This is a genomic window from Lentzea sp. (assembly GCF_036380075.1).
Taxonomy (GTDB): Bacteria; Actinomycetota; Actinomycetes; order Mycobacteriales; family Pseudonocardiaceae; genus Lentzea.
This window is the reverse complement of record NZ_DASVFL010000099.1, coordinates 1-24615: the sequence shown is the minus strand read 5'-3', so window position 1 is coordinate 24615 and position 24615 is coordinate 1. Positions and strand designations below refer to the sequence as shown.

General features: G+C 72.0%; 19 protein-coding genes and 1 pseudogene. 10 read left to right on the top strand and 10 right to left on the bottom strand.

Annotated elements, in window-relative coordinates; all coding sequences use genetic code 11:
• Positions 1-334: 334 nt before the first annotated feature.
• From lanKC to VF330_RS11710, 5 genes are all read right to left on the bottom strand, one after another.
• Positions 335-2875 carry a class III lanthionine synthetase LanKC gene (gene lanKC, locus VF330_RS11730; protein ID WP_330851574.1) on the bottom strand — a complete coding sequence of 847 codons (2541 nt, stop codon included), beginning with the start codon at positions 2873-2875 and terminating at the stop codon, positions 335-337.
• A 353-nt stretch (positions 2876-3228) separates the two neighbouring features.
• A complete protein-coding gene (locus VF330_RS11725; RefSeq protein ID WP_330851573.1) occupies positions 3229-4194 on the bottom strand; it encodes a LuxR C-terminal-related transcriptional regulator in 966 nt (321 codons plus the stop codon).
• A gap of 181 nt (positions 4195-4375) precedes the next feature.
• Positions 4376-5704, bottom strand: coding sequence for a pitrilysin family protein (locus tag VF330_RS11720; RefSeq protein ID WP_330851572.1), 1329 nt, complete (start codon positions 5702-5704; stop codon positions 4376-4378).
• Complete coding sequence (locus VF330_RS11715; protein ID WP_330851571.1) at positions 5701-7011, bottom strand: pitrilysin family protein; 1311 nt, start codon at positions 7009-7011, stop codon at positions 5701-5703. The genes VF330_RS11720 and VF330_RS11715 overlap by 4 nt, the downstream gene beginning before the upstream one ends.
• A gap of 143 nt (positions 7012-7154) precedes the next feature.
• Positions 7155-8267 carry a radical SAM protein gene (locus tag VF330_RS11710; RefSeq protein WP_330851570.1) on the bottom strand — a complete coding sequence of 371 codons (1113 nt, stop codon included), beginning with the start codon at positions 8265-8267 and terminating at the stop codon, positions 7155-7157.
• A 360-nt stretch (positions 8268-8627) separates the two neighbouring features.
• On the opposite strand from VF330_RS11710, the gene VF330_RS11705 reads away from it, so the two are divergent.
• From VF330_RS11705 to VF330_RS11695, 3 genes are all read left to right on the top strand, one after another.
• A complete protein-coding gene (locus VF330_RS11705) occupies positions 8628-9854 on the top strand; it encodes an FAD-binding domain-containing protein (RefSeq protein ID WP_330851569.1) in 1227 nt (408 codons plus the stop codon).
• A gap of 157 nt (positions 9855-10011) precedes the next feature.
• The gene (locus tag VF330_RS11700; protein ID WP_330851568.1) at positions 10012-11025 is read left to right on the top strand and encodes a S1 family peptidase; all 1014 of its coding nucleotides are present in this window, start codon (positions 10012-10014) and stop codon (positions 11023-11025) included.
• A 48-nt stretch (positions 11026-11073) separates the two neighbouring features.
• A complete protein-coding gene (locus VF330_RS11695; RefSeq protein WP_330851567.1) occupies positions 11074-12057 on the top strand; it encodes a hypothetical protein in 984 nt (327 codons plus the stop codon).
• Positions 12058-12115: 58 nt separating this feature from the next.
• On the opposite strand, the gene VF330_RS11690 is transcribed toward VF330_RS11695, so the two are convergent.
• Together VF330_RS11690 and VF330_RS11685 are read right to left on the bottom strand one after the other, a co-directional pair.
• Complete coding sequence (locus tag VF330_RS11690) at positions 12116-12733, bottom strand: DUF4232 domain-containing protein (RefSeq protein ID WP_330851566.1); 618 nt, start codon at positions 12731-12733, stop codon at positions 12116-12118.
• Positions 12734-12922: 189 nt separating this feature from the next.
• Positions 12923-14242, bottom strand: coding sequence for a serine/threonine-protein kinase (locus VF330_RS11685; protein WP_330851565.1), 1320 nt, complete (start codon positions 14240-14242; stop codon positions 12923-12925).
• 131 nt (positions 14243-14373) lie between these two features.
• Here VF330_RS11685 and VF330_RS11680 point away from each other — a divergent pair, with 131 nt between their 5' ends.
• Positions 14374-15087 carry a DUF4232 domain-containing protein gene (locus VF330_RS11680; RefSeq protein ID WP_330851564.1) on the top strand — a complete coding sequence of 238 codons (714 nt, stop codon included), beginning with the start codon at positions 14374-14376 and terminating at the stop codon, positions 15085-15087.
• A 13-nt stretch (positions 15088-15100) separates the two neighbouring features.
• Positions 15101-15649 (top strand): RNA polymerase sigma factor, encoded by a 549-nt coding sequence (locus VF330_RS11675; RefSeq protein WP_330851563.1) that lies wholly within the window; start codon positions 15101-15103, stop codon positions 15647-15649.
• A 7-nt stretch (positions 15650-15656) separates the two neighbouring features.
• On the opposite strand, the gene VF330_RS11670 is transcribed toward VF330_RS11675, so the two are convergent.
• The 3 genes from VF330_RS11670 to VF330_RS11660 are packed head-to-tail and all read right to left on the bottom strand — an operon-like array spanning position 15657 to position 19314.
• Positions 15657-16529, bottom strand: coding sequence for a CoA ester lyase (locus VF330_RS11670; RefSeq protein WP_330851562.1), 873 nt, complete (start codon positions 16527-16529; stop codon positions 15657-15659).
• Positions 16530-16555: 26 nt separating this feature from the next.
• Positions 16556-17308 carry an IclR family transcriptional regulator gene (locus VF330_RS11665; RefSeq protein ID WP_330851561.1) on the bottom strand — a complete coding sequence of 251 codons (753 nt, stop codon included), beginning with the start codon at positions 17306-17308 and terminating at the stop codon, positions 16556-16558.
• A 20-nt stretch (positions 17309-17328) separates the two neighbouring features.
• Positions 17329-19314, bottom strand: a complete 1986-nt coding sequence (locus tag VF330_RS11660) for an FAD-dependent oxidoreductase (protein WP_330851560.1) — start codon at positions 19312-19314, stop codon at positions 17329-17331.
• A 174-nt stretch (positions 19315-19488) separates the two neighbouring features.
• On the opposite strand from VF330_RS11660, the gene VF330_RS11655 reads away from it, so the two are divergent.
• The 5 genes and pseudogenes from VF330_RS11655 to VF330_RS11635 all read left to right on the top strand — a co-directional run.
• Positions 19489-21150 carry an ABC transporter substrate-binding protein gene (locus VF330_RS11655; protein ID WP_330851559.1) on the top strand — a complete coding sequence of 554 codons (1662 nt, stop codon included), beginning with the start codon at positions 19489-19491 and terminating at the stop codon, positions 21148-21150.
• Positions 21151-21153: 3 nt separating this feature from the next.
• Positions 21154-23142 (top strand): FAD-dependent oxidoreductase, encoded by a 1989-nt coding sequence (locus tag VF330_RS11650; protein WP_330851558.1) that lies wholly within the window; start codon positions 21154-21156, stop codon positions 23140-23142.
• A gap of 2 nt (positions 23143-23144) precedes the next feature.
• Positions 23145-23525: a carboxymuconolactone decarboxylase family protein gene (locus tag VF330_RS11645; RefSeq protein WP_330851557.1), complete on the top strand. Its 381-nt coding sequence runs from the start codon at positions 23145-23147 to the stop codon at positions 23523-23525.
• A 72-nt stretch (positions 23526-23597) separates the two neighbouring features.
• On the top strand, positions 23598-24326 hold the full coding sequence (locus VF330_RS11640; RefSeq protein WP_330851555.1) for a DUF2848 family protein: 729 nt from the start codon (positions 23598-23600) through the stop codon (positions 24324-24326).
• Positions 24326-24615, top strand: a pseudogene (locus tag VF330_RS11635) (hypothetical protein); the annotation flags it as partial. The gene VF330_RS11640 and the pseudogene VF330_RS11635, both read left to right, overlap by 1 nt.

The following is a 24615-nucleotide window of genomic DNA, read 5'->3' as shown; positions in this document are numbered from 1 at the left end:
GCCTGGCGTGACCTGTGGAGGTCAGATCAGCAAACGATGCTGGCGGTGCTCTTGTCCGGCGCGACGACGCCGTGCTCGGTGTAGCCCGGCTCCGACTTCTCGTCGTCGGCGAGGTTCTGCAGCTCGTTGATGTCGGACATGGCGGTCTCCTTCGGTCGGTGAGTGCTCGGGTGTGCCGGTGTACTGCGGGTGGAGCAGGGTCAGCAGACGATGCTGGCGGTGCTCTTGTCGGGCGCGACCTCGATCGGGTTCGTGTAGCCGGCCTCGGTGTTCTCGTCGTCCGCGAGGTTCTGGAGCTCGTTGATGTCCGACATGGCTCTCTCCTTCGGTTGACCTACTTCCGCTCGACGGGGTCGTCGAGCGCGAACAGGGGGTCCGGGTGGTCGTCGAGCACTCCGGCGAGCGCCGTGAGCACCCCGGCGGACCCGAACCACAGGTCGCCGCTGAGGCGCAGGGCGTGCTCGCCGGGCACGTACGTCCCGGTCCGGTGGGGCACGGCGTAGAGGAACAGGCGCTGTGCCAACGTCTTCGCACGGTCCAGGCTGTCCTGGTCGCCGTGCCTGCCGCCGTGGTCGTGCAGGGCGAGGCTCAGCCCCGCCATGCCGTCGAACAGGCCGGCGTAGTGGGTGAACGCGCAGTTCAGGCCGGTCAGCAGGCCGGGGACCGCGGCGGCGACGCGCTCGTCGCCGGTGGTCGCCAGGTAGCGGCTCGCCACCATCAGCACTCCCGCGGTGCCGGTGCTCAGGTACGGCATGAGCCTGCGGTCGCGCTCCGACACGGGGAACAGCAGCCCGCCCTCGGAGAGCTCGGCGCGGTCCAGTTCGGCGTGCAGGAGACCGAGTCCGCGCCGGAGGTGGTCCTCGTCCCCGGTCAGCAGGCCGAGGTGGTGGTGGAACAGCGCCAGGCCCGCCCGTCCGTCGACGAGTCCGACGGCGTCGTGCCGGCCGAGCAGGTCGGACGGCGAGTCCGGGATCCCGGCGGCGTGCCGGACCGCGTGGTCGAGGTGGGCGCGGTCGCCGGTGTGCCGGTGCAGCGCGAGGTGGGCGAGTCCGACACCGGCGGAGCCGAACCCGAGCGTCGCGGAGCCGTGCAGCAACGGGTGGTCGTCCGCCCGCGCCAGGAGCTCCTGCGCCTCGGCGATCCGGCCGTTCCCGGCGAGCACCAGGGCCACTCCGGCCTGTCCCGCGACGAGTCCGGGCGGCAGGTCGTCCGCCTCGGCCAGGGCACGGGTGCTCAGCCGGTCCAGCAGCTCGTCCGACGGTGCGCCCGCCACGTGCAGCGCGTGCACGACGCCGGCGAGCCCGTGGCCGAAGCCGAGCTTGTTGGTGGCGTAGGAACGCGGTCCCAGCGGCACCACGCCGCCGGGGTGGTCCGTGTCACGCAGACCGGCGATGATGCTGTCGCGCAACGCTTCCAGGCACCCGGCCGGATCCGCGGCGACCTCGCCGGGCGACGGGACGGGAGCGGCGTCGCGCACCCGCGTCGCCAGCGCCCACATGCTGTGCGGAACGAGGCCGCGCGGGTCGAGCTGCGCCTTGAGGTGCGCCAGCACGCCGTGGTTCAGGTCGGCCGTCGTGTTGATCGGCGCGACCAGCGCCAGCGCGATCGAGGAGAGCGCGTAGTCGTCGTAGCGCACCGGGTCGTCGGCGAACCGCAGCGGATCGGCGGGGAAGAACCCCGGCGTGCCGATCGGCGTCAGCGGTCCGCGCAGGCGCGCGGCGGTCTCGAAGTCGATGAGCCGGATCCGGTCGTCGGCGTCCACGAGCACGTTGTCCGGGCTCAGGTCGATGAACGCGAACCCGAGGCCGTGCAACCGGTCCAGCTGCGCGGCCAGCTCGTCGAGGATCCTCGCGGCCCGTGCGTAGTAGGCGCGGAAGTCGTCGTCGGTCGCGGTGGACCAGATGACCGGGTTGTGCTCGACCCACCAGGAGCGCAGCGAGCGGCCCTCGACGAACTCGGTGACCAGGAACTCGTTCTCCAGGTGGCGGAAGTACCGCACCGGCTCGGGGGCGAAGCCGGGGCCGGCGCGGTGCAGCTCCCGCAGCACGGCGTGCTCGTTGCGCAGCCGGTCCTGGCTCGCGCTGACCGGGCTCACCAGTCCGTGGTGGCCGCGGCTCTCCTTGACGAACACCGTGCGCCCGGTGGCGACGTCGGTGCCCCGGTAGGCGCCGCCGCCGTTGCTGTGGCGCAGGACCTTGTCGAACCGCACGCCGCCGAACTCCGGCGCTCCCGCGGTGCGCGGGGCGTCCACAGAGGACTCGGCGAACGGGTCGGTGATGCCCTCGGGCGTGCTGAACCGGGTGCCGCGCACGTCCGGGACGCTCCGGCCGGCCGCGTCGAGCACCAGCAGCTCGTGCCAGCCCTGCGTGGTCAGCCTGCGCCGGGCGACGAACGCGCCGTAGCGGTAGTGCACGACCCGGGAGTCGCCGAACCGGCGGTCGCTGAGCACGAACGGGCCCTCCTCGCCGTCGAACGCGGCGGCGAGGTCGCGCATGAGCGCCTCGGCGGTCGCGGCGTCCGGCGGGTAGGCGGCGCAGAACTTGCCCGACTGGCTGCGTTCGGCGTGCTTGTGGTGCGTGACCACGAAGTACAGCGAGCAGCTCAGGTGCTTGAACCCCACGCCGTGCGCCGCGAAGATCGGCGCGGCGACGTCGAGGACGTGCTGCGCGCGGTCGGCGCGGGCCGACAGGTGGATCTTCCAGCCGTCGGTGACGCCGCCGAGCTTGTGCGGCGGGTACCAGCCGGTCCACACGTCCTGGTGGTGCTCGCTCCAGTCCGCGGGCATCCCGGCGGCGCGGTACTCGGTGCCGCGGCGGGTCGTCCGGCTGAGCGGGGCGTAGAAGTCCGGATCGGCGTGCACGAGTGAGATGCTCATTTCCCGATCCCCTTCCCGGATTTCTTCCTGGCCTTTTCCCTTGCTCTGGAAACAATTCTGCTGACCGGGCGGGGCGTTCGGAAGGTCGTGGCGCGTCAGCTTCCGGACCGCTCGCGGGCAACAAGATGACCCCGTCCCCGGACAGCGACAAGGGCGGGTACCCGCAGGTACCCGCCCTTGTCGTCCGCCGCAGTGGTGTGGCCTGGGACATGGCGGTCACATTCCAGGCCACGCCACTAGTCCCAGCCGAACGCGCCGATCACGTCGTCGTCCTCGCCGATCCCATCTCTACCCGACTTGCGCAACATCATTCCTCCTGAACAGTGTCACCTGCTATTTCAGGGCCGTTGAGGTCAGATCCAGCCGCGTCTCGCGGCCGTCATGCCCGCCTGGAACCGGCTGTCCGCGCCGAGCTCGTCCATCAGCCGCGCGATCCGCCGGCGCAGGTGCCGGACGGAGACGCCGATCTGGCGGGCGACCATCTCGTCGGTCAGGCCGGAGGCGAGCATCCGCAGCACCGACCGGTCCTCGTCCGACGGCACGTCCGCGGGCTCGGCGAAGTCCGTGGCGCCGTCCCACAGCTGCCGGAACCGCGCCACCAGCTCGCTCACGATCCCCGGCTGGCGCACCACCAGTGCACCCGAGCTCGTGTCGGCGGGGTCGGACGGCACGACGGCGATGCGCTCGTCGAGCACGATCAGCCGGGACAGCGGCCCCTGCCGGAACCGGATCTGCGCGCCGGACGCCGTGCGCTCGCCGAGCCGCGCACGGGTGCGTTCACCGCGCAGCAGCTTCTCGTCGTAGACGATCCGCATCGTCACGCCGCGGCCCAGGCTGCGGTTGTCCAGCCGGGACGCCTCCGCGCGGGCTGTCTCGCTCGACGCCCGCGCCGGCTGCACCGAGTAGACGCTGGAGCGGGTGAAGAAGCACAGCTCCGCCAGGCGTTCGCGGATCTGCTCCGGGTCGGTGATGTGCTCGACCTCGACGGTGGGCGCCTCGTGCCGGAACCCCGCCGCGAGGCCCGCCAGCTCGGCCCGCGTGCCGCCGATCTTCTGCTGGCGCAGCAACGTCTCGCGCTCGAGCCGTTCGATCAGCTCGCCGATGACGACCTCGGGGTCGCCGGGGGAGTACCCGCACGGCGCGGTCGCGGACGTCTCCACCACGCCGAGGCCGAGCAGCCCGTCCAGTGCCGCGAGGACCGCGGTCTCGCCGGTGAGGGTGAGCGACGCGAGGGTGGCCGTGTCGCGCAGGGGATCGGCCAGCAGGCTCCGGTAAACGCTCTCCTGAACGACGTCGAAGCCGAGGTCCCTCAGCGACATCCCATCACCCCGATCGGTTCACCAGTGGTGAAGACTCTGCGTCACCTGGTTGCGTCCTCACATGGGTAGTGGTTCCCCATATTCGCCCCCGCGGGGCCGCGGGTGGGGTGGGGGTGGGGGTGTGACGCGCGAAAGCCCGGCTCCGCGCAGCGCGGAACCGGGCTTCTGAGGGCTGGACGGACTACTCGACGACCCAGGGGCCGAAGGCCTGCAACGGCTCCTCGCACTTCGTGGCGTCGCCGATGACCACGGCGGCGAGCAGCTTGGGCGCGAGCAGGTGCACGCCGACGTGGTAGATGTCGGACGCCGTCACCTCGGCGAGCAGGTCCGGGCTGCGCCGGATCCAGTCGAGGTCCAGGCCGACCCCGAGCAGCGTCACGAGGGTCGTCGCGAGGCCGGACCTGGTGGCGATCGACATCGCGAGGTTGCCCGCCGCGAACTGGCGGACGTCCCGCAGCTCCTGCGCGCTGGGCCGCAGCGTCGACAACCTGCCCAGCTCGTACCACATCTCCAGCAGCGCGGGCGCCGTCACGTCCGTGGCGACGTCCGCCTCGATCACGAGCGTCGAGCCCGCGGAGCTGTGCAGGATCCTGCTGCGCGGTGTGTAGGTGTACCCCTTGTCCTCGCGGATGTTCGCGACCAGCCGCGAGGAGAAGTACCCGCCGTAGATCAGGTTCGCGAGGTGCAGCGCGGGGAACAGCGGGTCGTCGCGGCGCAGCGCGGGACCGCCGATGCGGATCGACGACTGCACCGAGCCGGGCCGGTGGAACAGCCGGGAGGCGCCCGCGGGGGCCTCGTCGGGCAACGGCGGCAGGTCGGGCACCGGCAGTCCCGTCGGCCGCCAGTCCGCGAAGTGGCGGCGCATCGCCGCGACCGCCAGGTCCGGGTCGACCAGTCCCACCACGACGAGCACGGCGTGGTCGGGCACGACCCGTTCGGCGTGCAGCGCGCGGAGCTGGTCCGCGGAGATCGCGTCGACCTCGGCGCCGGTCGGCATGCTCGCGCCGTACGGGTGGTCGCCGTAGAGGTGCCGGTGCAGGATCTCCCTGGCCCGGATGGCGGCCTGCGACCGCGCCGCGGTCAGCCGCGAGGCCAGCCGCCGGCGTTCGGCCGGCACCTCGGGATCGGGGAACGTCGCCTCCCGCACGACCTCGGCGAGCACGGCCAGCAGCTCCTCGTACCGGTCGGCCAGAACGGTGCCGCTGAACAGCAACCGGTCGTGGTCGACCTCGGCGCGCAGGCTCGCGCCCAGCGCGCCGATGCGTTCCGCGAGCTCGATCCGGCCGGTCCCGGCGGTGCCCGCCAGCACCGTCTCCGACAGCAGCCACGCACGGGCCAGGTGACCCGGGGTCATCGAGCCGAACGGGATGCTCAGCCGGACCTCGACCAGCGGCGCGCCCGGCCGTTGCAGAGCGAGGAGCCGCAACCCGTTGGCGCAGCGGTCCTCCGTGACGTCCGGGAAGGTGATCCCGGGCCACGGCCGCAACGCGGGAACCACACTCGCCGTCATGCGGCACGCTCCTTCTCCCGGTAGGACGCGGGCAGCAGCTCGACCACGGCCCGGCGGTCCGGCGTGATGCGCGCGGCGGCCTCGGCCACCTGCCCGGCCGTGACCGCGGTCAGCAGACCGGGCAGCTCGCCGAGCAGCTCGGCGCGGCCGTGGCGCAGTTCCAGCGACGCCAACGCCTGCGTGCGCGCCAGCACGGCGTCCGTCTCGACCAGCAACCGCGTGCTGAGCCGGGTGGCGATCCGCCGCAGCTCCCGCTCGGCGGGGCCGTGCTCCGCGACGAGGGCGAACTCCTCGGCGATCGCGTCCAGCACCTGCCCGGAGCTCGTGCCGGGGGTCTGCCGCGCGCTGCACACCAGCGCGGTCGGGTGGCCGGTGTCGAGCGGGTCGCCGAGCATGCCGAGGTAGCAGCGGTGGCTCGTCGCGAGACCGTCCTGGCGCACCAGCCGGCGGTGCAGCCGGCACGCGGGCCCGTCGTCCGACATCACGTCGGCGAGCAGCAGGTACGGCAGGTACTCCTGCCACTGGCCGATGGGGTCGGGCACCCGCCAGCCCGCGGCCACGGCGGGCAACGGCGCGTGCGGGTCGTACCGGACCGTGCGCCGCTCACCGGTCAGTTCCGGTTCGGCGAAGTCCGGCCGGGAAGGCTTGGGGCGGAACGGGATCGGCCCGAAGTGGCGTTCCACCATCGCGAGCGCCTCGTCCGGGTCGAAGTCGCCGCACAACGTCAGCAGCGCGTTCGCGGGCGCGTAGTAGCGGTCGAAGAACTGGCGCGCGTCCTCGACGGTCGCGGAGTCCAGGTCGTCGAACGAGCCGTAGCCGTCGTGGGAGTTCGCGAAGCTGTCGAAGAGGACTCCCGGCAGCGTCACCCACGGGAAGCACCCGTACGGCTTGTTGGTGACGTTGACGCGGATCTCCTCCTTGACGACGTCGATCTGCACGCGCAGGTTCTCCGCGTTCAGGTTCGGCGCCCGCATCCGGTCGGACTCCAGGAACAGCGCGCGTTCCAGGGCGTTGCTGGGCAGCACGTTGTGGTACTGCGTGTAGTCGAGGTGGGTGCTGCCGTTGAACACCCCGCCCGACGCCTGCACGTGGTGCGCGTGGTCGAGCTTCGGCAGCAGCTCCGAACCCTGGAACATCAGGTGCTCGAAGAGGTGCGCGAACCCGGTGCGGCCCTCGGGTTCGGAGCGCATGCCGACGTCGTAGTGCACCGCGACGGCGACCACCGGAACGGTGCGGTCGGGTGCGAGCAACACCCGCAGCCCGTTGGCCAGCCGGGTGCGGACCAGGTGCTGGTGGGGTCGGTGCACGGCCGTCTCCTTCCGGTGTGTGCGCGGTGACCTCTAGCGGAACGGGACGCAGAGGCCGGGAGTCGTCAGTTCCTCGTCGGCTTCGAGCAGTTCGATGAAGTTCGGCGCCGAGGGGGTCTCGTCGTCGTGGTGCTCGGGTTCGGTCATGGCTGTGTCACCTCCTTGCGCGCACCGGCGCGGATGAGGTCGAGCAGTCCGGCGTCGAAGGCGTCCGAGAACGCCCGCGGCCGCGGCAGTTCGCCGCCGCAGCGCCGCCACCGCGCGGGGGAGTCCGGGTGGTAGCCCGTCGCGAGGCCGCCGACCGCGAGGTCGTCCTCGCCGACCGCGTCCCAGCAGCTGAACAACGTGCCGTCCGGGGCGACGACCGCGCCCAGCAGGCCGTCGGTCTCGGAGCAGAAGTCGCAGTGGTCGTCGCGCGGCCGGACAAGTCGGAACCCCAGCTCCGCCGCCCGCGCGCAGGCCAGCACGGCCTCCCGCGCGGCCCGTGCGCCCGGTGCCGGGACGCCGGCGCCGTAGTCGAGCACGGGTGCGATCGCGAGGCCGGTGCGGGGGACGTCGACCACCGCGGCCACCTGTTCGAGCAGCGTGGTGAGCTCGGGCAGGACGTCCGGGGTCGCATTGACGCGGAGGGTGAAGCGCAGCCCGGTGTGCTGCTGCGCGGCGGCCACGTTGGCCAGGATCAGGTCGAACGTGGGCCTGCCACCGCGCGTCGCACGGGTGGAGTCGTGCTGCTCCCGCTCGCCGTCCAGGGTGACCTGGACGTGCGCGAGCCCGGCGTCGGCCAGCCGCGTGGCGGTGCGCCGCGTGAGCAGCACCCCGTTGCTGACCATGCCGGCGGTGACCTGCGTCCGCGCACCGAACGCCCGCAGCACGTGCAGACACCCGGCGGGGTTGAGCAGGGGCTCACCGCCGAACAACAACAACTCCAGCCGCGACACGCCCAGCGCCGCCATCCGCTCCTCGGCGAACGCCACGCAGGCCGCGGTGGTCCGCGCGTCGAGCCGGGCGGGAGCGATGCGCCGCCGCCCGTCCGGCGTGTTCTGGAAGCAGTAGGAACACCCGAGGTTGCAGGCAGTGGACGTCACGACGGTCAAGCTGTAGTGGTCGGGAACGGGCACGTCGTCCACCCCCGCCACCGCCACCTGACGGCGACCCTCCGCGGTGAGCTCCCCGCCCACCACCAGTCCGTCCGGCAGCAACGCCGTCGCCGACCGGCCGATGCACCACCAGCCGTCGGCCCCTCGCACCAGTCGCACGTCCTCGCACCTCCTCGCGCGGCTCACCGGCCGCGGCCTGGACCCCGCGCCAGGCCGCCTGCGGTGGATCAGATCCCGTAGTAGTCGCCGAGGTCGTGGTAGCCACCGGTGCCGACGCAGCGCACGTCCTGATCGCCGTACTCGTCACCGAAGTCCGGGGTCTTGAGCATCTGATCCACCTCCTTCCACTCGTGAATGGCTCAACTCTCGCCCGGCGGTGGCTCGGGGGACAGCGGCTCACACGACAGGAAGGGGACCTGCGGATGGCAGCAACGTGACCTGGCCCGAGCGGGGTGGGTGCGCCCCTGGCCGTCCACCGGCCATCCGGCGGTGGCCCCTGCCGGGCACCAGACTGGCCGGGTGCTGCTTCCCACCCCCGAGCCGGGCCCCGACGCCGCCACCCACTGGGTGCGGACGCACCTGGCCGACCTGTGCCAGGACACCCCGGCCGCCTCCCCGGCGTTCCGGGGCGGCCAGGAGGCCGCCGACGCGGCACTCGCCACCCTGGACCTCACCGGCTACGCCGCCCGGCGCAGCGAGGTGTTGCCCCGCGGGAAACGGGGAGCCAGCCGGCTCTCGCCCTACATCCGGCACGGCCTGATCGACCTGCCCGCGGCCTGGGCAGCGGCCGAACCGGCCCCGCCGCGCGACCGGACCAAGTTCCGCGACGAGCTGGCCTGGCAGGAGTACGCCCGCCACGTCTACGCGCGCCTCGGCAGGCGCACGGCCACCGCACTGCGAGCCGCGCCCGCCCGCGCGATCCAGCAGTGGGCCGAACCCTGGCCCAAGGACATGAACTGCGTGTCGTTCTGCCTAGACGAGCTCCACGCGGACGGGTGGCTGGTCAACCAGACCCGGATGTGGCTGTCCTCGCAGTGGACCGTGCGCGCCGGTGCGGAGTGGACGGACGGCGAGGACCGGTTCTTCACGCACCTGCTCGACGGGTCGCGCGCGGCCAACCGGGTGGGCTGGCAGTGGACGGTCGGCGCGGGCACCGGAAAGCCCTACGGCTTCTCGCGCTGGCAGGTCGAGAAGCGGGCGCCGGAACTGTGCGGCGGGTGCGCGCTGAAGAACGACTGCCCGATTCAGGACTGGCCCGCGACACCGCCGGAAACCGATCCGCCCGCACCGGAACCGCTGCTGCGGCACGATCCCGACCCGGACGCCACGGGTGGCCCGAGCACGCCTGCCGGGAGTGGGAATCCGGATGCCGTGTGGCTCACCGCCGAGTCGTTGGGCGACGACGATCCGGCGCTCGCGGCCCATCCCGGGGTGCCCGCGGTGTTCGTGTTCGACGAACCGCTGCTCGCCCGGCTCGACCTTTCCGGCAAGCGCCTGGTGTTCCTGGCCGAGACCCTCGCCGACCTGGCCACCCGCCGCGAGGTGGAGATCCACCGCGGCGACGTCACCGAGCAGCTCCGCGGACGGTCTGTGGCCGTCACCTTCGCGCCCGTACCGGGGTTCCGCGCCCGCGCGGCGGCCGTCGAACCGCAGCTCGTCCACCCGTGGCGCTGGCTGTACCGCCCGCACGGGGGACCGGTCAGCTCCTATAGCGCCTGGCGCAAGAAAACCGTGCGCTCCCGGTGAATCGAGACGCTAATACTATTTTCACGTCAATGACGGCGCCGGCCGCGAACAAATAAAAATTATCATCTGGACGCTTTTCTCCCGACCGAGCACTCTGGCTTTCCGCAACCAGGCGCGCCGCCCCGCCTTCCGCCACGGAAACAGTCGAGGAGAACCGATGGGTCGCTCTGCCACCCTCGCCCTGGCCGCCGCGGTCACGACCGGGCTCGTCCTGAGCGCGCCGGTCGCGCGGGCCGAGCCCGCGCAGCTCGCCGACGCGCTGGGCGCACGGCTCGGGGCCGCGAGTGCGGGGTCCTATGTGGACGAAAGCGGGCAGCTCGTCGTCATGGTGACCGACGAGGCCGCGGCGAGGAGCGTGACCGGAGCACGCGTGAGGGTCGTCAAGCACAGCGCCACGACGCTCGCCGCCAGTGCCGCCGTGCTCGAACGCACGGCCAAGATCCCCGGCACGTCCTGGGGAGTCGACCCGGTGACCAACCAGGTCGTGGTGTCCGCCGACGCCACCGTCGCCGGTCCCGCGCTCGACCGGCTGAAGGCCGCGGTCGGCGGACTCGGCGACACCGCGAGGCTGGAACGCGTCGGCGGGGAGTTCCGGCCGGCGATCACCGGGGGCGACGCCATCCTCGGTGGCGGCGTGCGGTGTTCGCTCGGCTTCAACGTGAAGACTCCCGGCACGAGCACCGCCTACCTGCTGACCGCCGGCCACTGCGGCAACGCCACGTCCACGTGGAGCACCTCCGGCGGCCAGGTCATCGCGTCCAGGGTGGGCACCAGCTTCCCCGGCAACGACTACGCCCTGTTCCGCTACACCGCCGACATCAACCGGCCCGGCAGCGTCAACCTGTACAACGGCTCCCAGCGCGACATCGCCCGCGCCGGCGACCCGGTGGTCGGGCAGACGGTCGGCCGCAGCGGCAGCACCACCGGGTTCCACCGGGGCAAGGTCACCGGCCTGAACGTCACGGTCAACTACGTCGACGGCACGACCGTGACCGGCATGATCGGCACGACGGTCTGCGTGCAGGGCGGCGACAGCGGCGGCCCCCTGTTCGCCGACGACACCGCGCTCGGCCTGACCTCCGGCGGGAGCGGCGACTGCACCAGCGGCGGCCGGTCGTTCTACCAGCCCGTCACGGAAGCACTCCGGGCCTACGGCGTGGCCGTCTACTGACGGCCGCGACCGTCCACAGAGGAATTCCCCAGCGTTGAGGAGCGTTCCATGACACTGAACCGTCGCCGGCTGCTGCTCGGCAGCGCCGCACTGCTGGCGGGCACCGCGGGCACGGCCGTCCCCGCCGCCGCGGCACCGGCCGGGTTCCCGGACTACCGCTACAGCAGGCTCGCCCTGGTCAAGAGCAAGCTCCGCTACAACCCCACCAACGAGCTGATCTTCCCGACCATCCGCGGCACCAAGGACCGCATCGCGGGCGCACGGGCCGCCTACTACCTCTACTACGCGCCGCACGACGCCCCCGGCGGCATCTGCCTCGCCTACGCGAACACCCTCGACGAGGAGTTCACCGAGTACCCGGGAAACCCGATCATCACGAGGAGCTGGCCCGGCGAGTACAGCGTCTCGCACGTGTCGTCGCCGCACGCGATGTGGAACGACGACGTCAAGCGCATGTACCTGTACTTCCACGGCGAGAACACGGTGACCCGCCTGGCCAGCTCCGCCGACGGCGTCAACTTCACCTACGAGAAGGAGGTCCTGTCCACGCGGCTCCAGCCGGAGGGCACGACGGAGACCTCCTACGCCAGGGTGTTCCGGCACGACCTCACCTCGCGCGGCGCCCGGTACGTGATGGTGTTCATGCTCAACAACCGCACGAACCACCGCGACATCGGCTGGGGCTGGTCGGCGAACGCCCGCGACTGGACGTTCTCGCAGACCCCGCTGATCCGGCACAGCGACGTCGGCGCGGTCAACGTCGGCGGACCGCACCTGTTGTTCCGCAACAACAGCGTGTACGTCGTCTACAACACCGACATCGGCAGCGGCGGCAACATCCTGATCACCGAGGTCGGCAAGGACTTCTCCCTGCGCAGGCACCTGGGCGTCTTCCACGACTCCGTGTCCGGGTCGCCGGACAACGGCAGGGCGGCCGCGCCGTCGTTCGGCACCTACCAGGGCCGCGAGTACATGATCTACGAGGCGGGCGACCGGCTGGCGGGCAACATCGCCATCGCGCGGGCCGTCTGACGGCGCGGTGCCCCGCCGTCCGATGAGGACGGTGGGGCACCTCCGCGTCAGGACCGGGTCAGGACTGGACGGGACCGACCGACAGCAGCGACTTGTCGGCGGACGAGCAGGCCTGCTGCTCCTTCGGCAGGAACAGGGCCGCGGTCTCGCCGGGCGGGTAGACCCGCAGGCCCCGGACGTCGGTCGGCGCGCACTCGGCCGGGTCGTAGACGCCCGCGTTGGTGATCGTCAGGTGGCTCGACGCGCTGCCGCCGGCCGGGATCGTCACCGACGCCGGCGACCCGCTCTCCTTGGTCGCGGGGGCGCCGACCTGCGTGCCGCTGTCGCCGGTCACGAAGGAGACGCCGGGGAACCCGAACAGGGTGCAGCCGGCGGAGCCCTTGTTCGTGAACGTGAGCACGTACCGCATCTTGTTCATGCCGCCGCCGCCCTCCTCCGCGGTGAGGCCGAGGCCGAGATCGGCCGACCTGCACGCCGCGGGTCCGCCGGTCGGTGTCTGCTGGGCGGCCTGGGTGTCCGCCGGGGCCGGTGCGGTGGCGGTCGACGAGGACGGCGGCGCGACGATCGACGACGAGGGGGCGGGCGAGGCGGTACCGCCGTTCTGCCCCGCGCAGCCGCCGAGCAGGGCGGCCGCTGCGACGGCGGCGGCCACCGCGGTGGTGCGGGTGGTCTGCATGAGTGAGCTCCTTGCCTGTTCCCAGCGGGAACGCCAGGGCGGCCACGGGACCGTGCCGGAGCTCGATCCCGGTGAACGCTTTCAGGCTGAAGATGCCCCGCGCGCCATTGCCCGTACACCTTTCTTGAAACTCGTCACAACGCACCAACTTCCGCCCGTGAAAGCGGCTGGAAACCGGTGCGCGTCATCTCAATTGGCGCGCACACCGTTCAACAACCGCTGAACATCCGGATAGGCGCCGCGAATTTGTACGAAAAGGACAGGAGCGTCCGGACCCGTTCCGGTCAGCAGCGCCTCGTCGAGGCCGGGACCGGGACACCGCCGCCAGTGCCGCACCGGTCCTGACCAGCTCGCGGAGGCGAAGCGGGTCAGCTCGGGCTCGCCGCAGCCCGCGGGAGGGGCCTGCTGTTGCCACTCCTCGGCCTGCCGCGGGCCGAGACGGCCGACGAACACCCCCGGCGCGTTCACGCTGAGGTCGTGGAAGCGGCCGAGATCCGGTGCGGCCTCGATCGCGGGCCGCCGCTCCGCCCCGGCAGGCCCCCAGCTCCCGAGCCTCACCTGACGGCTCCACGACGCGGGCACGGTCACGCTCAACGCGCCGTCCGCGGACGTGATCGTCTTCTCGGCGGCACCGGCCGTGCCGTCGGCGGCGGCCACGGCCAGCACGAGAGCTGCCGGCAGGAGCACCAGCGCTACCCGTGACCAGTGCGAACGCCCGTGGCCCGCCACCGCCCGTTCGACGGCCGCCGCGAACGCCTCCGCGCTCGGCCAGCGGTCCGCGGGGACGGGTGCCATCGCACGGCCGACCACCGCCCCCAGGCCGGCGGGCAGGGAACGCAGACCGCGCGGGGCGGGGGCCTGGTCGGGAGGGTTCGCGCCGGTCAGCAGCCGGTAGGCGAGCGCGCCGAGGGCGTAGACGTCGCACCTGCGGTCGACGACGGCGCCGAACCGGCGCTGCTCGGGCGCCGCGTAGCCGGACGACCCCACCGCGACGGTGAAGCCCGACGCGTCGGCCAGCGACTTCCCCAGGCCCAGGTCGGCGACCACCGCGACCTCGCGCCGCTCCTCGGCGTCCCAGCGCAGCAGCACGTTCGACGGCTTGAGGTCGCGGTGCACGACCCCGGTCCGGTGCAGTGCCGCGACACCGGCCGTGACCTGCCGCACCACGTCCAGGGCGGCGGCGAGCTCCATCGGGGTGCCGGCAGCGCGCTCCTCCAGGGTGCCGCGGTCGGCCAGCTCCATGGCGAAGTACGGGCGGCCGTCGGCCGAGATCGCCAGGTCGTGGACACGCACGACGTGCGGCGACGAGACCCGGCGCAGCATCCGGACCTCGTCGAGGAACCGCTCGCGGATCTCGGGGACGGCGGTCCAGTTGTCGGCGAGCACCTTGACCGCGACCTCGGTGCCGAGCACGGTGTCGCGGGCCGACCACACCGACGCGAACCCGCCGACGCCGAGCAGACCGTCCAAGTGGAAGCGGTCGTGCACGGACGGCCGGGCGGTGCTCATGTCACCAGCATTGCAGCACAACGCGCGCGGCGTGTTCCCGCCTCTGCCGCGGGCCGCCATTCCGGTGCGCCCGGAAATGGGCTGGTACGGTCGAACTGCGGGGCGCCGCCGACAATCGCGAGGACGGGGAAATGCGCGTGTCCGGAATGCGCCTGTGGACGGTTTCCGCACTGGCGGGAGTGGTCGCGATCGTCGTTCTGGCGGTGCTCGCGGCGCCCGCGGCGAAGCCCTCCGCCGTGCTGGCCGGTGACCCCTCCCCGCTGTCCTGGGCACCTCCACCGGTATCGCGGCCGACCAGTTCGTCCGCCGTGCCGCCGTCGTCGTCCTCGGCCACGCCGAGCTCGTCGCCGGTGCGGCCCACGTCCGGAGCCGTCCCGTCGCCGTCCTCCTCACCGCCGCCGGTCGCCTCCGTCCTCCCGTGCCGGACGCGGGACCTGAGCGGGCGGCTGGAGTTCCCGCGTGCGCGGTTCGACGCCGCGGGACACCACGGCTTCCTGGTCGTGCTCACCAACTCCGGCCCGTCGCCGTGCTCGGTGCTCGGGTTCGGCACCTACGCGTTGCTCGACGGCACCGGCGCGACGATGAGCGCGGTGCAGCACAACACGGTCTGGTCCACAATGGACACCGCGGTGCTCCCGCCGGGAGGCCGGGCCTACGCGAGGATCTCGTACACCTCCGTGCCGACCGGGGACGAACCCGTGACCGGACCGTGCCAGCCCCCGGCCGCCGGCCTGCGCGTCAGCCCGCCGGGCGACGTCGACCACCTCGACCTGCCCCTGCAACTGACCGTGTGCGACCACGGCCGCCTCGACGTCACGCAGTTCGCGGCGTCCGACATCTTCTGACCTGGAGGAGGACGTGCTCCCGTCCGACGTGGACCTCGACGAGCTCGCCGCGGCGGCCGGCCGGGGCGACCCGGCCGCGATGAACGCGCTGCTGGCGCGGATGCGCCCGGTGGTGCTGCGGACGTGCGGGCGGTTCCTCGACCGGCCGGAGGACGTGGAGGACGCCGCGCAGGAGGCGTTGCTGCGCATCGCCGAGACGGTGGTGCACAAGGACGCCGGTGACACGTTCCGCGGCTGGAGCTACGGCGTGGTGGTCAACGTGGCCCGGCAGCGGTTCCGGCAGGTGCGGCGGGACGAGACCGCGGCGCCGGACCTGCCGGGAGACCTCGCCGATCCCCGGCGCACCAGCGTGGTCGCCGGCTCGCGCCTCGACCTGCTGGGCGCGCTGGAACGACTGCACCTGCGCCAGCCGCTGCTGGCCGAGGCGCTGGTGCACCGCGACGTCTGCCACCTCGGCTACGCCGAGATCGCCGAGGTGCTGGGCGTTCCGGTGAGCACGGTGAAGTCGCGCATCCACGACGCGCGCAGGCTGATGAGGTCGGAGCTGGGCGAGCCCGCCTGAGCCCGGATCAGCGCGCCCGGTCGAGGACCTCCCGCGCCCCGCGCACCACCGCCGGGTCGACGAGACGCCCGGACGGGTCGACGGCCGTCGCCTGGCCGCGCCGCCGCGCCTCGTCGAGGACGGCGAGCAGCGCGGTCGCCTCCTCGACCTCCTGCGCCGTCGGGGTGAACACGGCGTTGATCACCGGGACCTGGTCCGGGTGCAACGCGGTCCGCGCCCGGAAACCCTGGCGCAGCAACACGGACGTGGTGGCGCGGAGGCGGTCCTCGTCGTGCACCGAGATCTCCACCGGACCGACGGGCGGTGCGAGACCGGCGGCAGCGCTGGCGAGCACGACCGCCAGCCGCACGCCGTGCAGCTGGTTCGACTCGTCGTCGGGACGCAGCCGCAGCTCGCCCGCGAGGTCCGCCTCGCCGATGCCGAGCCGCAGCACCCGCGGTGCCTGGCACAGCTGTTCCGCTCGCAGCACGCCGGCGGCGGTCTCCACCAGCGCGATGACCGCGGTCGATCCCGTCGGCACGCCGGCGTCGCGTTCCAGCTCGGTGAGCCGCTCGTCCACCTCGGCCAGCAGCGCGGGTTCGGCCTTGGGCACCCAGACGCCGGTGAGGGCGGGCGACACGACCGCGGCCAGGTCGGCGGCCAGGTGCGCGGGGTGCGAGTTCACCCGTGCCCACAGCCGGGCGGTCCGGTCCGGCGGGGGTGCGGCGAGCAGCCGGGCGCAGGCCGAGCGCGCCTGCTCCTTGGCGTCGGCGGGGACCGCGTCCTCCAGGTCGACGATCACGTCGTCCGCGCCGCTGGTCACCGCCCGCACGTGGCGGCCGTCCCGATGACCGGGCACGTAGAGATAGCTTCTTCCCGGCAGCGCGGACTTGTCCGGCATTGCGCACCTCCAGTTGACGAACCCGGTCAGTCCTTGGTGCCGCGGAGCAGGGACGACATCTTCGCCGCCGCCTCGGTGATGACCGGCCCCAAGGTCTCGGCCACCGCGTCCTTGAGCCGTTCGTGCGGTCCGCACACGCTGAAGCACCCGATGGCGCGGTTGCCCCTGGCCACGATCGGCGCGGCGACGGCGGCGGCGTAGGGGTCGCGTTCCCCGCGGCTCACCGAGTAGCCGCGGCGCTGGTCGACGTCCAGCATCGCGCGGAGCGTCGTCCTGTCCCGGATCGTCCGCTCGGTCAGCGGCACGAGGTCGACGCCCGCCAGGTAGGCGTCGAGGTCGGCGGGGGAGAACGTCATCAGGATCGCCCTGCCCGACGCCCCGGCGTACAGGGGGGCGCGCCTGCCGACCTCGACGGTCATCCGGACGTCCTGCTTGCTCTCGACCTGGGCGACGTACATGCGTTCCCTGCCCACGACGAAGCTCAGCGTGACGGTCTCGCCGACGGCGTCGCGGACGTCCTCCATGACCGGCTGCGACAGCGTCCTGATGTCCATGGACCCCAGGGAGGCGAGGCTCAGCTCCATCATCCGCGGGCCGAGGCTGTACCTGCTCCGCTCGGGGTCCTTCGCGAGCAGCCCGGACCTGGTCAGCGCCTCCAGGATGCGGTGCACCGCGCTCTTGGGAAGGTTGACCGCCTCCGCGATCTCGGTGACGCCGAGGTCGCGGCTTGACTCGGTGAAGCTCAGCAGCACCGCTGAGACCCGTTCGACCGCCTGCATGGTCGTCCTTCCGGTTCTGGTCAGAGTCGGCCGCGCAGCGGTGCTGCCGCGGCGCGGACGTCGGGGGTGTCCGCTGCCGAGAGGCCGGCGAGCCTGCCCTCGAAAGCCGCTTCCAGGGCCGTTCGCGGTGCGTAGGCGTCGCCCACCACGACCGCGCGGAGGCGGTCGGGCGGACGGGGTGGCGCGGCGGCGGACCTCTGGCGGATGGTGATCACGGACGAGACATTCTCCAGCTCGCCGTTCTCGCCCGACAGCGGGTCCGCGTAAGTCAGCACGCCGTCGTCGAGGCGCAGCGCCGTGCGGAACAGGACGGCGCTGAAGCCGCGGCCGGACAACCGCCGCAGCAGACCGGGACGCGAGTAGACGGGCACGCGCCACGCCAGGGCGGCGCGGTCGGTCAGGAGCGTGACCCGGCAGCCGCGGGTCAGCAGCAGGTCGGCCAGCGCGAGTGCGGTGGTGGTGCCGTCCTCGTCGAGCAGGACGACGTGGCCGCCGGTGCTGCCGGGGTCGGTGACGGCGGTGTGGAGCGGCAGCGCGGGGAACCGGGTGTCCGGCACCTCCACCGCGCCGGTGGCCAGGACGACCTGGTCCCAGCCGTCCGCGAGGAGCTGCTCGTCGGCCCGGACACCCAGCTGCACGTCGACCCCGAGGTGACGGGCGAGTGCCTCCGCCTCGGTGACGAACTGGCGGAACCCGGCCCGCATCGGCAGCGCGGCGGCCAGCCGGAGGGCGCCGCCGAGCTCGTCCTCCGCCTCGACGAGGCACGTGCGGTGTCCCGCGGAGGCCGCGGCGATCGCGGCCTCGAGCCCCGCCGGTCCGCCGCCGACGACGAGGACCCGGCCGTGGTCACCGCGCCGGGCGGCGGTGCGCAGCGCGTCCCACTCCCGTTCCAGGCCGGCCTCGGGGTTGACCACGCAGCTGATCGGCAGGCCCGCCTCCAGCCTGCCCGCGCACCCCTGGTTGCAGGCGATGCACTCCCGCGCCGGTGCCGCGCCGGACACCGGCGTGAGGGCGAGGTTCGGGTTCGCGATGTGCGGCCGGGCCAGCGCGACGAGGTCGGCGTCGCCCGACGCGACGAGGTCCTCGGCGTTCGCGAGGGTGTCGACGCGGCCGACGGCGAGCACGGCGAGCTGCGGGAACTCCCGCTTGAACGCGCGGGGCAGGTGCCGGAAGGGCAGCGGCGGATAGCTCATGTCCGCCATCTGCGTGGAGATGCTCGCGCTCCCCACGTAGGCCGAGTGGCTCACGTGCAGCACGTCGATCTCGTGGTCGCGGACCACGAGGTCGACGGCGGTGAGCATCTCCTCGACCCCGAGCCCGCCCTCGACGAACTCGTCGGCGCTGATCCGCAGGATCACCGGCATCTCGCCGGGCAGGGCCGCCGCGACCGAGTCGAGCACCTCGTGGGTGAGGCGCAGCCGGTTCGCCAGGCTGCCGCCGTAGCGGTCGTCGCGCTGGTTCGTGGCGGGGGACAGGAACTGCTGGAGCAGGTGGCCGTGTCCCAGGTGGACCTCGACGGCGTCCACTCCGGCCGCCGCCACCCGGCGGGCGGCCGCGCCGAACGCGGCGACCAGCTCCGCGATCTCGTCCGTGCTCATCTGGTGCGGCACGGCGGCGGTCGACGACCACGGGACGGGGGAGGCGGCCCACGCCGGGGTCAGCATGTTGTGCCCGCCCGACTGCCTGCCGACGTGCAGGAGCTGCGCGGCGAGCTTGGCGCCCTCGGCGTGCACCGTCCCGGCCAGCACGCTCAGCGACGGGATCACGGCGTCGTCGAAGGCGGACACGGTGTTGGTGCGGCCGAGGCTCGTGGGGTGCACGCGCATCCCCTCGGTGATGATCAGCCCGACCCCGCCGGCGGCCCGTGCCCGGTGGTAGGCCAGGTGCCGTGCGGAGAACGCGCCGTCGACCGCGAAGTTGGTCGTGTGCGCTGGCATGACGAGCCGGTTACGTAGGGTGAGACGTCCGCTGTGGACCGTCTCGTGCAGACGAGAACGCGTAGTCATCCAGCGACCCTCCGGAATCGTTCTGAGTCAACGGAATTGATGTTGGTCTCGCCTGTGGACGGTTGTTGCTGTTTCACTTAGTTTTCGAGGAAGCCTTGACAGCGCGTCACCGTGTTCTTGAGAGTGGGACAGGAGCTTAGCCCCTTCCCGTTGAGCGGAACAAGGTGAGGTTTGATGACTCGGAGATCGCTTGACCGATCCTCTGGAGCAGGCACCGTCCAGTCCGGTGTGGTGCGTCCGGCGGCACTGGTGGTCGTGGCAGCGCTCGCGCTGGCGGCGTGCGGCGGCGGTGGCGCGGCACAGGAGAAGCCCAAGGCGGGCACCACGTTCACCTACGCGATCACGGGTCTTCCCACGAGCCTCGACCCCGCCGACTACCAGGGCGACCCGTCGCGCAACATCGGCTTCGAGCTCGGCAGCTCGCTGTTCCGCTGGGGCACGGAGGGCCTGCCGGAGCAGGGGTGCAAGGCCCTCGCGAAGGTCGACCAGATCCAGGGCGAGCTCGCCGAGTCCTACGAGCGCAGCGCCGACGGCAAGGTCGTCAAGGTCAAGCTGAAGGAGGCCCGCAGCGCCGCGGGCAACACGCTGACCTCGGCCGACGTCAAGTGGACGATCGACAGGCTCATCCAGCTCAAGGTCGGCACGCCGAACACGCTCATGCAGGACGTCGCGGACTGGGCGGCCGACCCGATCAAGGTCGTGGACGACCGCAACTTCGAGATCCAGATGGACAAGCCGTCCGCGATGGACATCGCGATCCTGACGTGGGCGCAGTTCCGGATCCTGGACAGCACCGAGATCAAGAAGAACGTCACCGCGGAGGACCCGTGGGGCAAGGCGTACGTCTCCCGCAACGCCTCCACCTTCGGACCGTGGACGCACGGCGCGAGCGACTTCGTCTCCGGTGACCGCCTGACGCTCACCAAGAACCCCAACTACTCCGGCACCCGCGGCGACGTCGAGAAGCTGGTGTTCGTCGGTGTCGCCGACCCGGCCAGCCGCGCGCAGCTGCTGTCCACCGGCAACGCCTCCTACGCCACGGGCCTGCAGTACGAGCAGTACGCGCAGCTGCGCGGCAACCCCGCCATCGACGTGCAGACGTGCGTCTCCGCGGACCGCATCCCGCTGGTGCTCAACGCCGCCGACCCGGTGCTCGGCAAGAACGAGGTCCGCAGGGCGATCTCCCTCGCCATCGACCGCAAGACCATCGTCGACGCCGTCTACCGCGGCTTCAACAAGCCGGCCGCCGCGACCGTGAGCGCCGCCTACGGCCTTGACCTCGGCAACGCCGCGAAGTACGACCACAACGTCGACGAGGCGAAGAAGCTGCTGTCCGGCGCCGGCGTCGGCCCGTTGTCGATCACGCTGCACATCAGCCCCGCGCGTCCCGGCGCCGAGGCCGAGCAGATCGCGATCCTGCTGCAGAGCCAGCTGCGCCAGGTCGGCATCGAGGTCAAGATCCAGACCCTGGCCAGCGCGACCGAGATCAACACGGTCTTCCACGACGGCAACTTCCAGGCGTTGCTCTACCTCGAGCCGCCGGCCGTGGCCGACCCGTACTACTCGCTGTTCCTCTACAACTCGTCGAAGAGCAAGCTCAACACCTTCGGCTACGTCGACAACGACCTCGACGCGGTCACCGCGCAGGTCGGCACGACCAAGCCCGGTCCCGAGCGCGACGCCCTCGTGAAGAAGGCCGCCGAGATCCAGGCGAACCACCCCGGCTTCATCTACCTGGTCGACCGCGACTTCGTGCACGCCGTGCGCAAGGGCCTGGCCAACTACCAGCACGCGCCCAACGGCGAAATGTTCGTCCACACTCTCAAGCAGGGCTGAGGAATGAGCGACTACCCGAACCTGTTCAGTCCGATGCGGATCGGCCCGAAGACGGCCAAGAACCGCGTCTGGATGACCGCCCACAGCACCCAGTTGGTGAAGGACCACAACTTCAGCGACGCGCACGTGCACTACTACGCGGAGCGCGCTCGCGGCGGAGTCGGCGTCATCACCATGGAGGCGATGGCGGTCCACCCCACCACGCAGCCGTACAAGGGCAAGATCTTCGCGTTCGACCGCGCGGTCGTCGACAACTACCGCAAGCTCGCCGCCGCGGTGCACGAGCACGGGTGCCTGTTGCTGGCCCAGCCCTGGCACCGCGGCCGGGAGACCAGCGGCACGGTCAACCGCCTGCCGGTGTGGGCGCCGTCCTCGGTGCCCTGCACGGTCTACCGCGAGATGCCGCACGTGCTCACGCAGTCCGAGATCGACGAGCTGGTCGACGGTTACGTGCTCGCGGCGCGGTACGCGGCCGAAGGCGGCCTCGACGGCGTCGAGGTGCACGGCCTGGCGCACGGCTACCTGCTCGGCCAGTTCCTCTCGCCGGCGACCAACCACCGCGACGACCAGTACGGCGGCAGCTTCGAGAACCGGCTGCGGCTGATCCTCGACATCATCCGCAGGACCCGCGACGAGGTCGGCCCGGACCGGATCGTCGGCGTCCGCATCAACGGCACGGACGGCGACGTCCCCGGTGGACTGACCAACGCGGACTGGACCGAGATCGCGAAGGCCATCACGGACACCGGACTCGTCGACTACGTCTCGGTCACCGCGGGCACCTACGTCGAGCGCATGAACATCTACGGCGCGACGCCCCAGCCGGCCGGGTTCCAGCTCCAGGACACCGCCCGCATCAAGGCGGCGCTGCCGGACATCCCGGTGGTGGCGGTCGGCCGGATCAACACCCCGGAGCTCGCCGAGGCGCTGCTGGAGCGCGGGGACGCCGACATGGTCGGCATGACCCGCACGCTGATCGCGGACCCGGAGTGGCCGAACAAGGCCATGCGCAACCAGGCCACGACGATCCGGCCGTGCGTCGGGTCGAACTGGTGCCTCGCCTCGATCGTCAACTCGCCGCTGGCGTGCATCCACAACCCTGCGGTGGCACGGGAGTCGGAGCTCGGCGTCGGCACGCTGAAGCAGGCGAAGGACAGCAAGCGCGTCGCCGTGGTCGGTGGTGGCCCCGCCGGTCTGCGCGCCGCACTCACCGCCGCGCAACGGGGTCACTCCGTCACGCTGTTCGAGCAGCACTCCGAACTGGGCGGCCAGGTCGCGCTGATGGCGAGGTCGGAGACCTACGCCGAGTGGCAGGGCATCACCGACTGGCTGATCTCGCAGATCGGCGAGACGCAGGTGGAGGTCAAGCTCTCGCACCGGGCCGAGGCGGACGACCTCGCAGGGTTCGACGAGGTCGTGGTCGCCACCGGCTCCACCCCGCTCAAGCACGGCTGGAGCTCGCTGCGCCCGTCGTCGTGGGGCGACGGCACGATCGTGCCGGGTGCCGACCAGTGGAACGTCTACTCGATCAACGAGGTGATGGCGGGCAAGGCCGAGCTGGGCCCGACGGTGTTCGTCTTCGACGACACGGGCGCACGCCAGGCCGTCGTGGTGGCCGAGCACCTCGCCGACCTGCGCCACAAGGTCACCATCGTGACCCGGCTGCCGCAGGTCGCCCCGGACCTGGAGGCCAGCCGCGACCTCCAGGCCACCTACCGGCGCATCCGCAACAAGGGCGTCAAGTTCGTCACCGACCACGAGCTCGTGTCCGTGGACGAGGACACCGTGACGCTCGCCGACGTGTGGACCGGCGAGTCCACCGCGTTCGAGGACGTGGACGCGGTGGTGCTCAGCACCGGCAACAAGGCGGAGGACGCCCTGTTCCACGCGCTGCAAGGAGTTGTGCCCGTGCGCGCGATCGGCGACAGCGTGTCGCCGCGCCGGGTCTTCAACGCCATCTGGGAAGGCGAGCTCGCCGGAAGGGAGATCTGAGAATGACCACCACCGAGAACACCGACTCCGAGGCGCTCGCGCGGGTGCGGGCCAAGCGCGGGTACGTGCTGCCGGTGCACGAGCTGCTCGACGAGGTCGACCCCGGGATCCTGAGCCGCTACGACGCCCTCGCGTCCGAGCTGCTGTTCGCGGACGAGCCCAGGGCGCTGGAGCTCAAGACCCGCTACCTCGTGCTGGTGGGCGTCGCCACGGCCACCAAGGGCGACCCGGACGGCATCATCCACTTCGCCCGCAGGGCCCTCGCGAACGGTGCGAGCCGCCGCGAGGTGCTGGAGGCGATCGCTCTCGCCGGGCTGCCCGCCGGCATGCCGGCCATCGAGGAAGCCACGCAGGTGCTGCACCGCGTCTTCGACGAGAGCTGACGACCAGGCCGTCCCGCGCGCCCCGCGGGACGGCCCTCTCCCTTGGCACTACTGCGAATCGAGGATCAGCGGGTGACCACCTTCACGCTCGAAGTCCTGAGGACGGGCGGGGAACCGCAGACGCTCGTCACGACCCCGCACCGCCTCTACAACCTGGGCTCCGCCACGGTCGACCCGGACGCGGCCGTCGCGCACCAGCGGGAGGTGGCCGACGTCGGCGTGCGGATCGCGTTCGACGTCCCCGCTCCCCGGATCTACCCGATGTCGGTGACCTCCGTGACGACCGACGACCGGATCGGCGTGCACAGCGCCACGACGTCCGGCGAGGTCGAGCTGGTGCTCGTCGTCCACGAGGGGGAGGTCCACCTCGGCGTCGGGTCGGACCACACCGACCGCGTGCTGGAGAAGCACAGCATCATCTGGGCCAAGCAGTACTGCCCGAGCGTGCTGGGCCGCAAGGTCTGGCGTTGGAACGACATCGCGCCGCACTGGGAGGACCTGGTCCTGGAGTGCACTGTGGACGGTGAGCTGTACCAGCGCGTCAACGCGTCGGTGTTCCTGTCACCCGACCGGATCGTCGAGATCCTGACCGAACGCGTCGGCGAGCTGCCGTCGTCGTACCTCGTCTACTGCGGCACGTACACGAGCGTCGACAACACCATCCGCTACGGCAGGGACTGGGCCGGCAGCCTCCGCGACCCGCGCACGGGAGAAGTGCTCGACGTCGTCTACGAGACCGTCGACCTGCTCGCCGAGATCAGTGACGGGTACCGCGTCCCGCTCGTTCCCGGAGGCAGCTGATGTACGGACGCAGAGCCCGCGTGGGCATCGTGGTGCCCTCCACCAACACCACCGTCGAACCCGAGTTCGCGGCGTACCTCCCGCAGGGCGTGGCGGTGTTCTCCAGCCGTGTCGCCGTCGCGGAGGTCTCCTCCGAGGAGGAAAAGGTCGCGAGCCTGCTCGCGATGCACGACCACCTCGACCGCGCCGTCGCCGAGCTCGCCTCGGCGGGGGTGACCGCGATCGCCTACGCCTGCACGTCCGGCAGCTTCCTCGGCGGCCGCGACTCCGACCAGGCGACGTGCGACGG

Bases quoted from the DNA above. Each gene is read 5' to 3' on its own strand.
- lanKC (WP_330851574.1), bottom strand. From the start codon at position 2,875: ATGAGCATCTCACTCGTGCACGCCGATCCGGACTTCTACGCCCCGCTC.
- VF330_RS11725 (WP_330851573.1), bottom strand. From the start codon at position 4,194: ATGTCGCTGAGGGACCTCGGCTTCGACGTCGTTCAGGAGAGCGTTTAC.
- VF330_RS11720 (WP_330851572.1), bottom strand. From the start codon at position 5,704: ATGACGGCGAGTGTGGTTCCCGCGTTGCGGCCGTGGCCCGGGATCACC.
- VF330_RS11700 (WP_330851568.1), top strand. From the start codon at position 10,012: ATGGGTCGCTCTGCCACCCTCGCCCTGGCCGCCGCGGTCACGACCGGG.
- VF330_RS11695 (WP_330851567.1), top strand. From the start codon at position 11,074: ATGACACTGAACCGTCGCCGGCTGCTGCTCGGCAGCGCCGCACTGCTG.
- VF330_RS11690 (WP_330851566.1), bottom strand. From the start codon at position 12,733: ATGCAGACCACCCGCACCACCGCGGTGGCCGCCGCCGTCGCAGCGGCC.
- VF330_RS11685 (WP_330851565.1), bottom strand. From the start codon at position 14,242: ATGAGCACCGCCCGGCCGTCCGTGCACGACCGCTTCCACTTGGACGGT.
- VF330_RS11680 (WP_330851564.1), top strand. From the start codon at position 14,374: ATGCGCGTGTCCGGAATGCGCCTGTGGACGGTTTCCGCACTGGCGGGA.
- VF330_RS11670 (WP_330851562.1), bottom strand. From the start codon at position 16,529: ATGCCGGACAAGTCCGCGCTGCCGGGAAGAAGCTATCTCTACGTGCCC.
- VF330_RS11665 (WP_330851561.1), bottom strand. From the start codon at position 17,308: ATGCAGGCGGTCGAACGGGTCTCAGCGGTGCTGCTGAGCTTCACCGAG.
- VF330_RS11660 (WP_330851560.1), bottom strand. From the start codon at position 19,314: ATGACTACGCGTTCTCGTCTGCACGAGACGGTCCACAGCGGACGTCTC.
- VF330_RS11655 (WP_330851559.1), top strand. From the start codon at position 19,489: ATGACTCGGAGATCGCTTGACCGATCCTCTGGAGCAGGCACCGTCCAG.
- VF330_RS11650 (WP_330851558.1), top strand. From the start codon at position 21,154: ATGAGCGACTACCCGAACCTGTTCAGTCCGATGCGGATCGGCCCGAAG.
- VF330_RS11645 (WP_330851557.1), top strand. From the start codon at position 23,145: ATGACCACCACCGAGAACACCGACTCCGAGGCGCTCGCGCGGGTGCGG.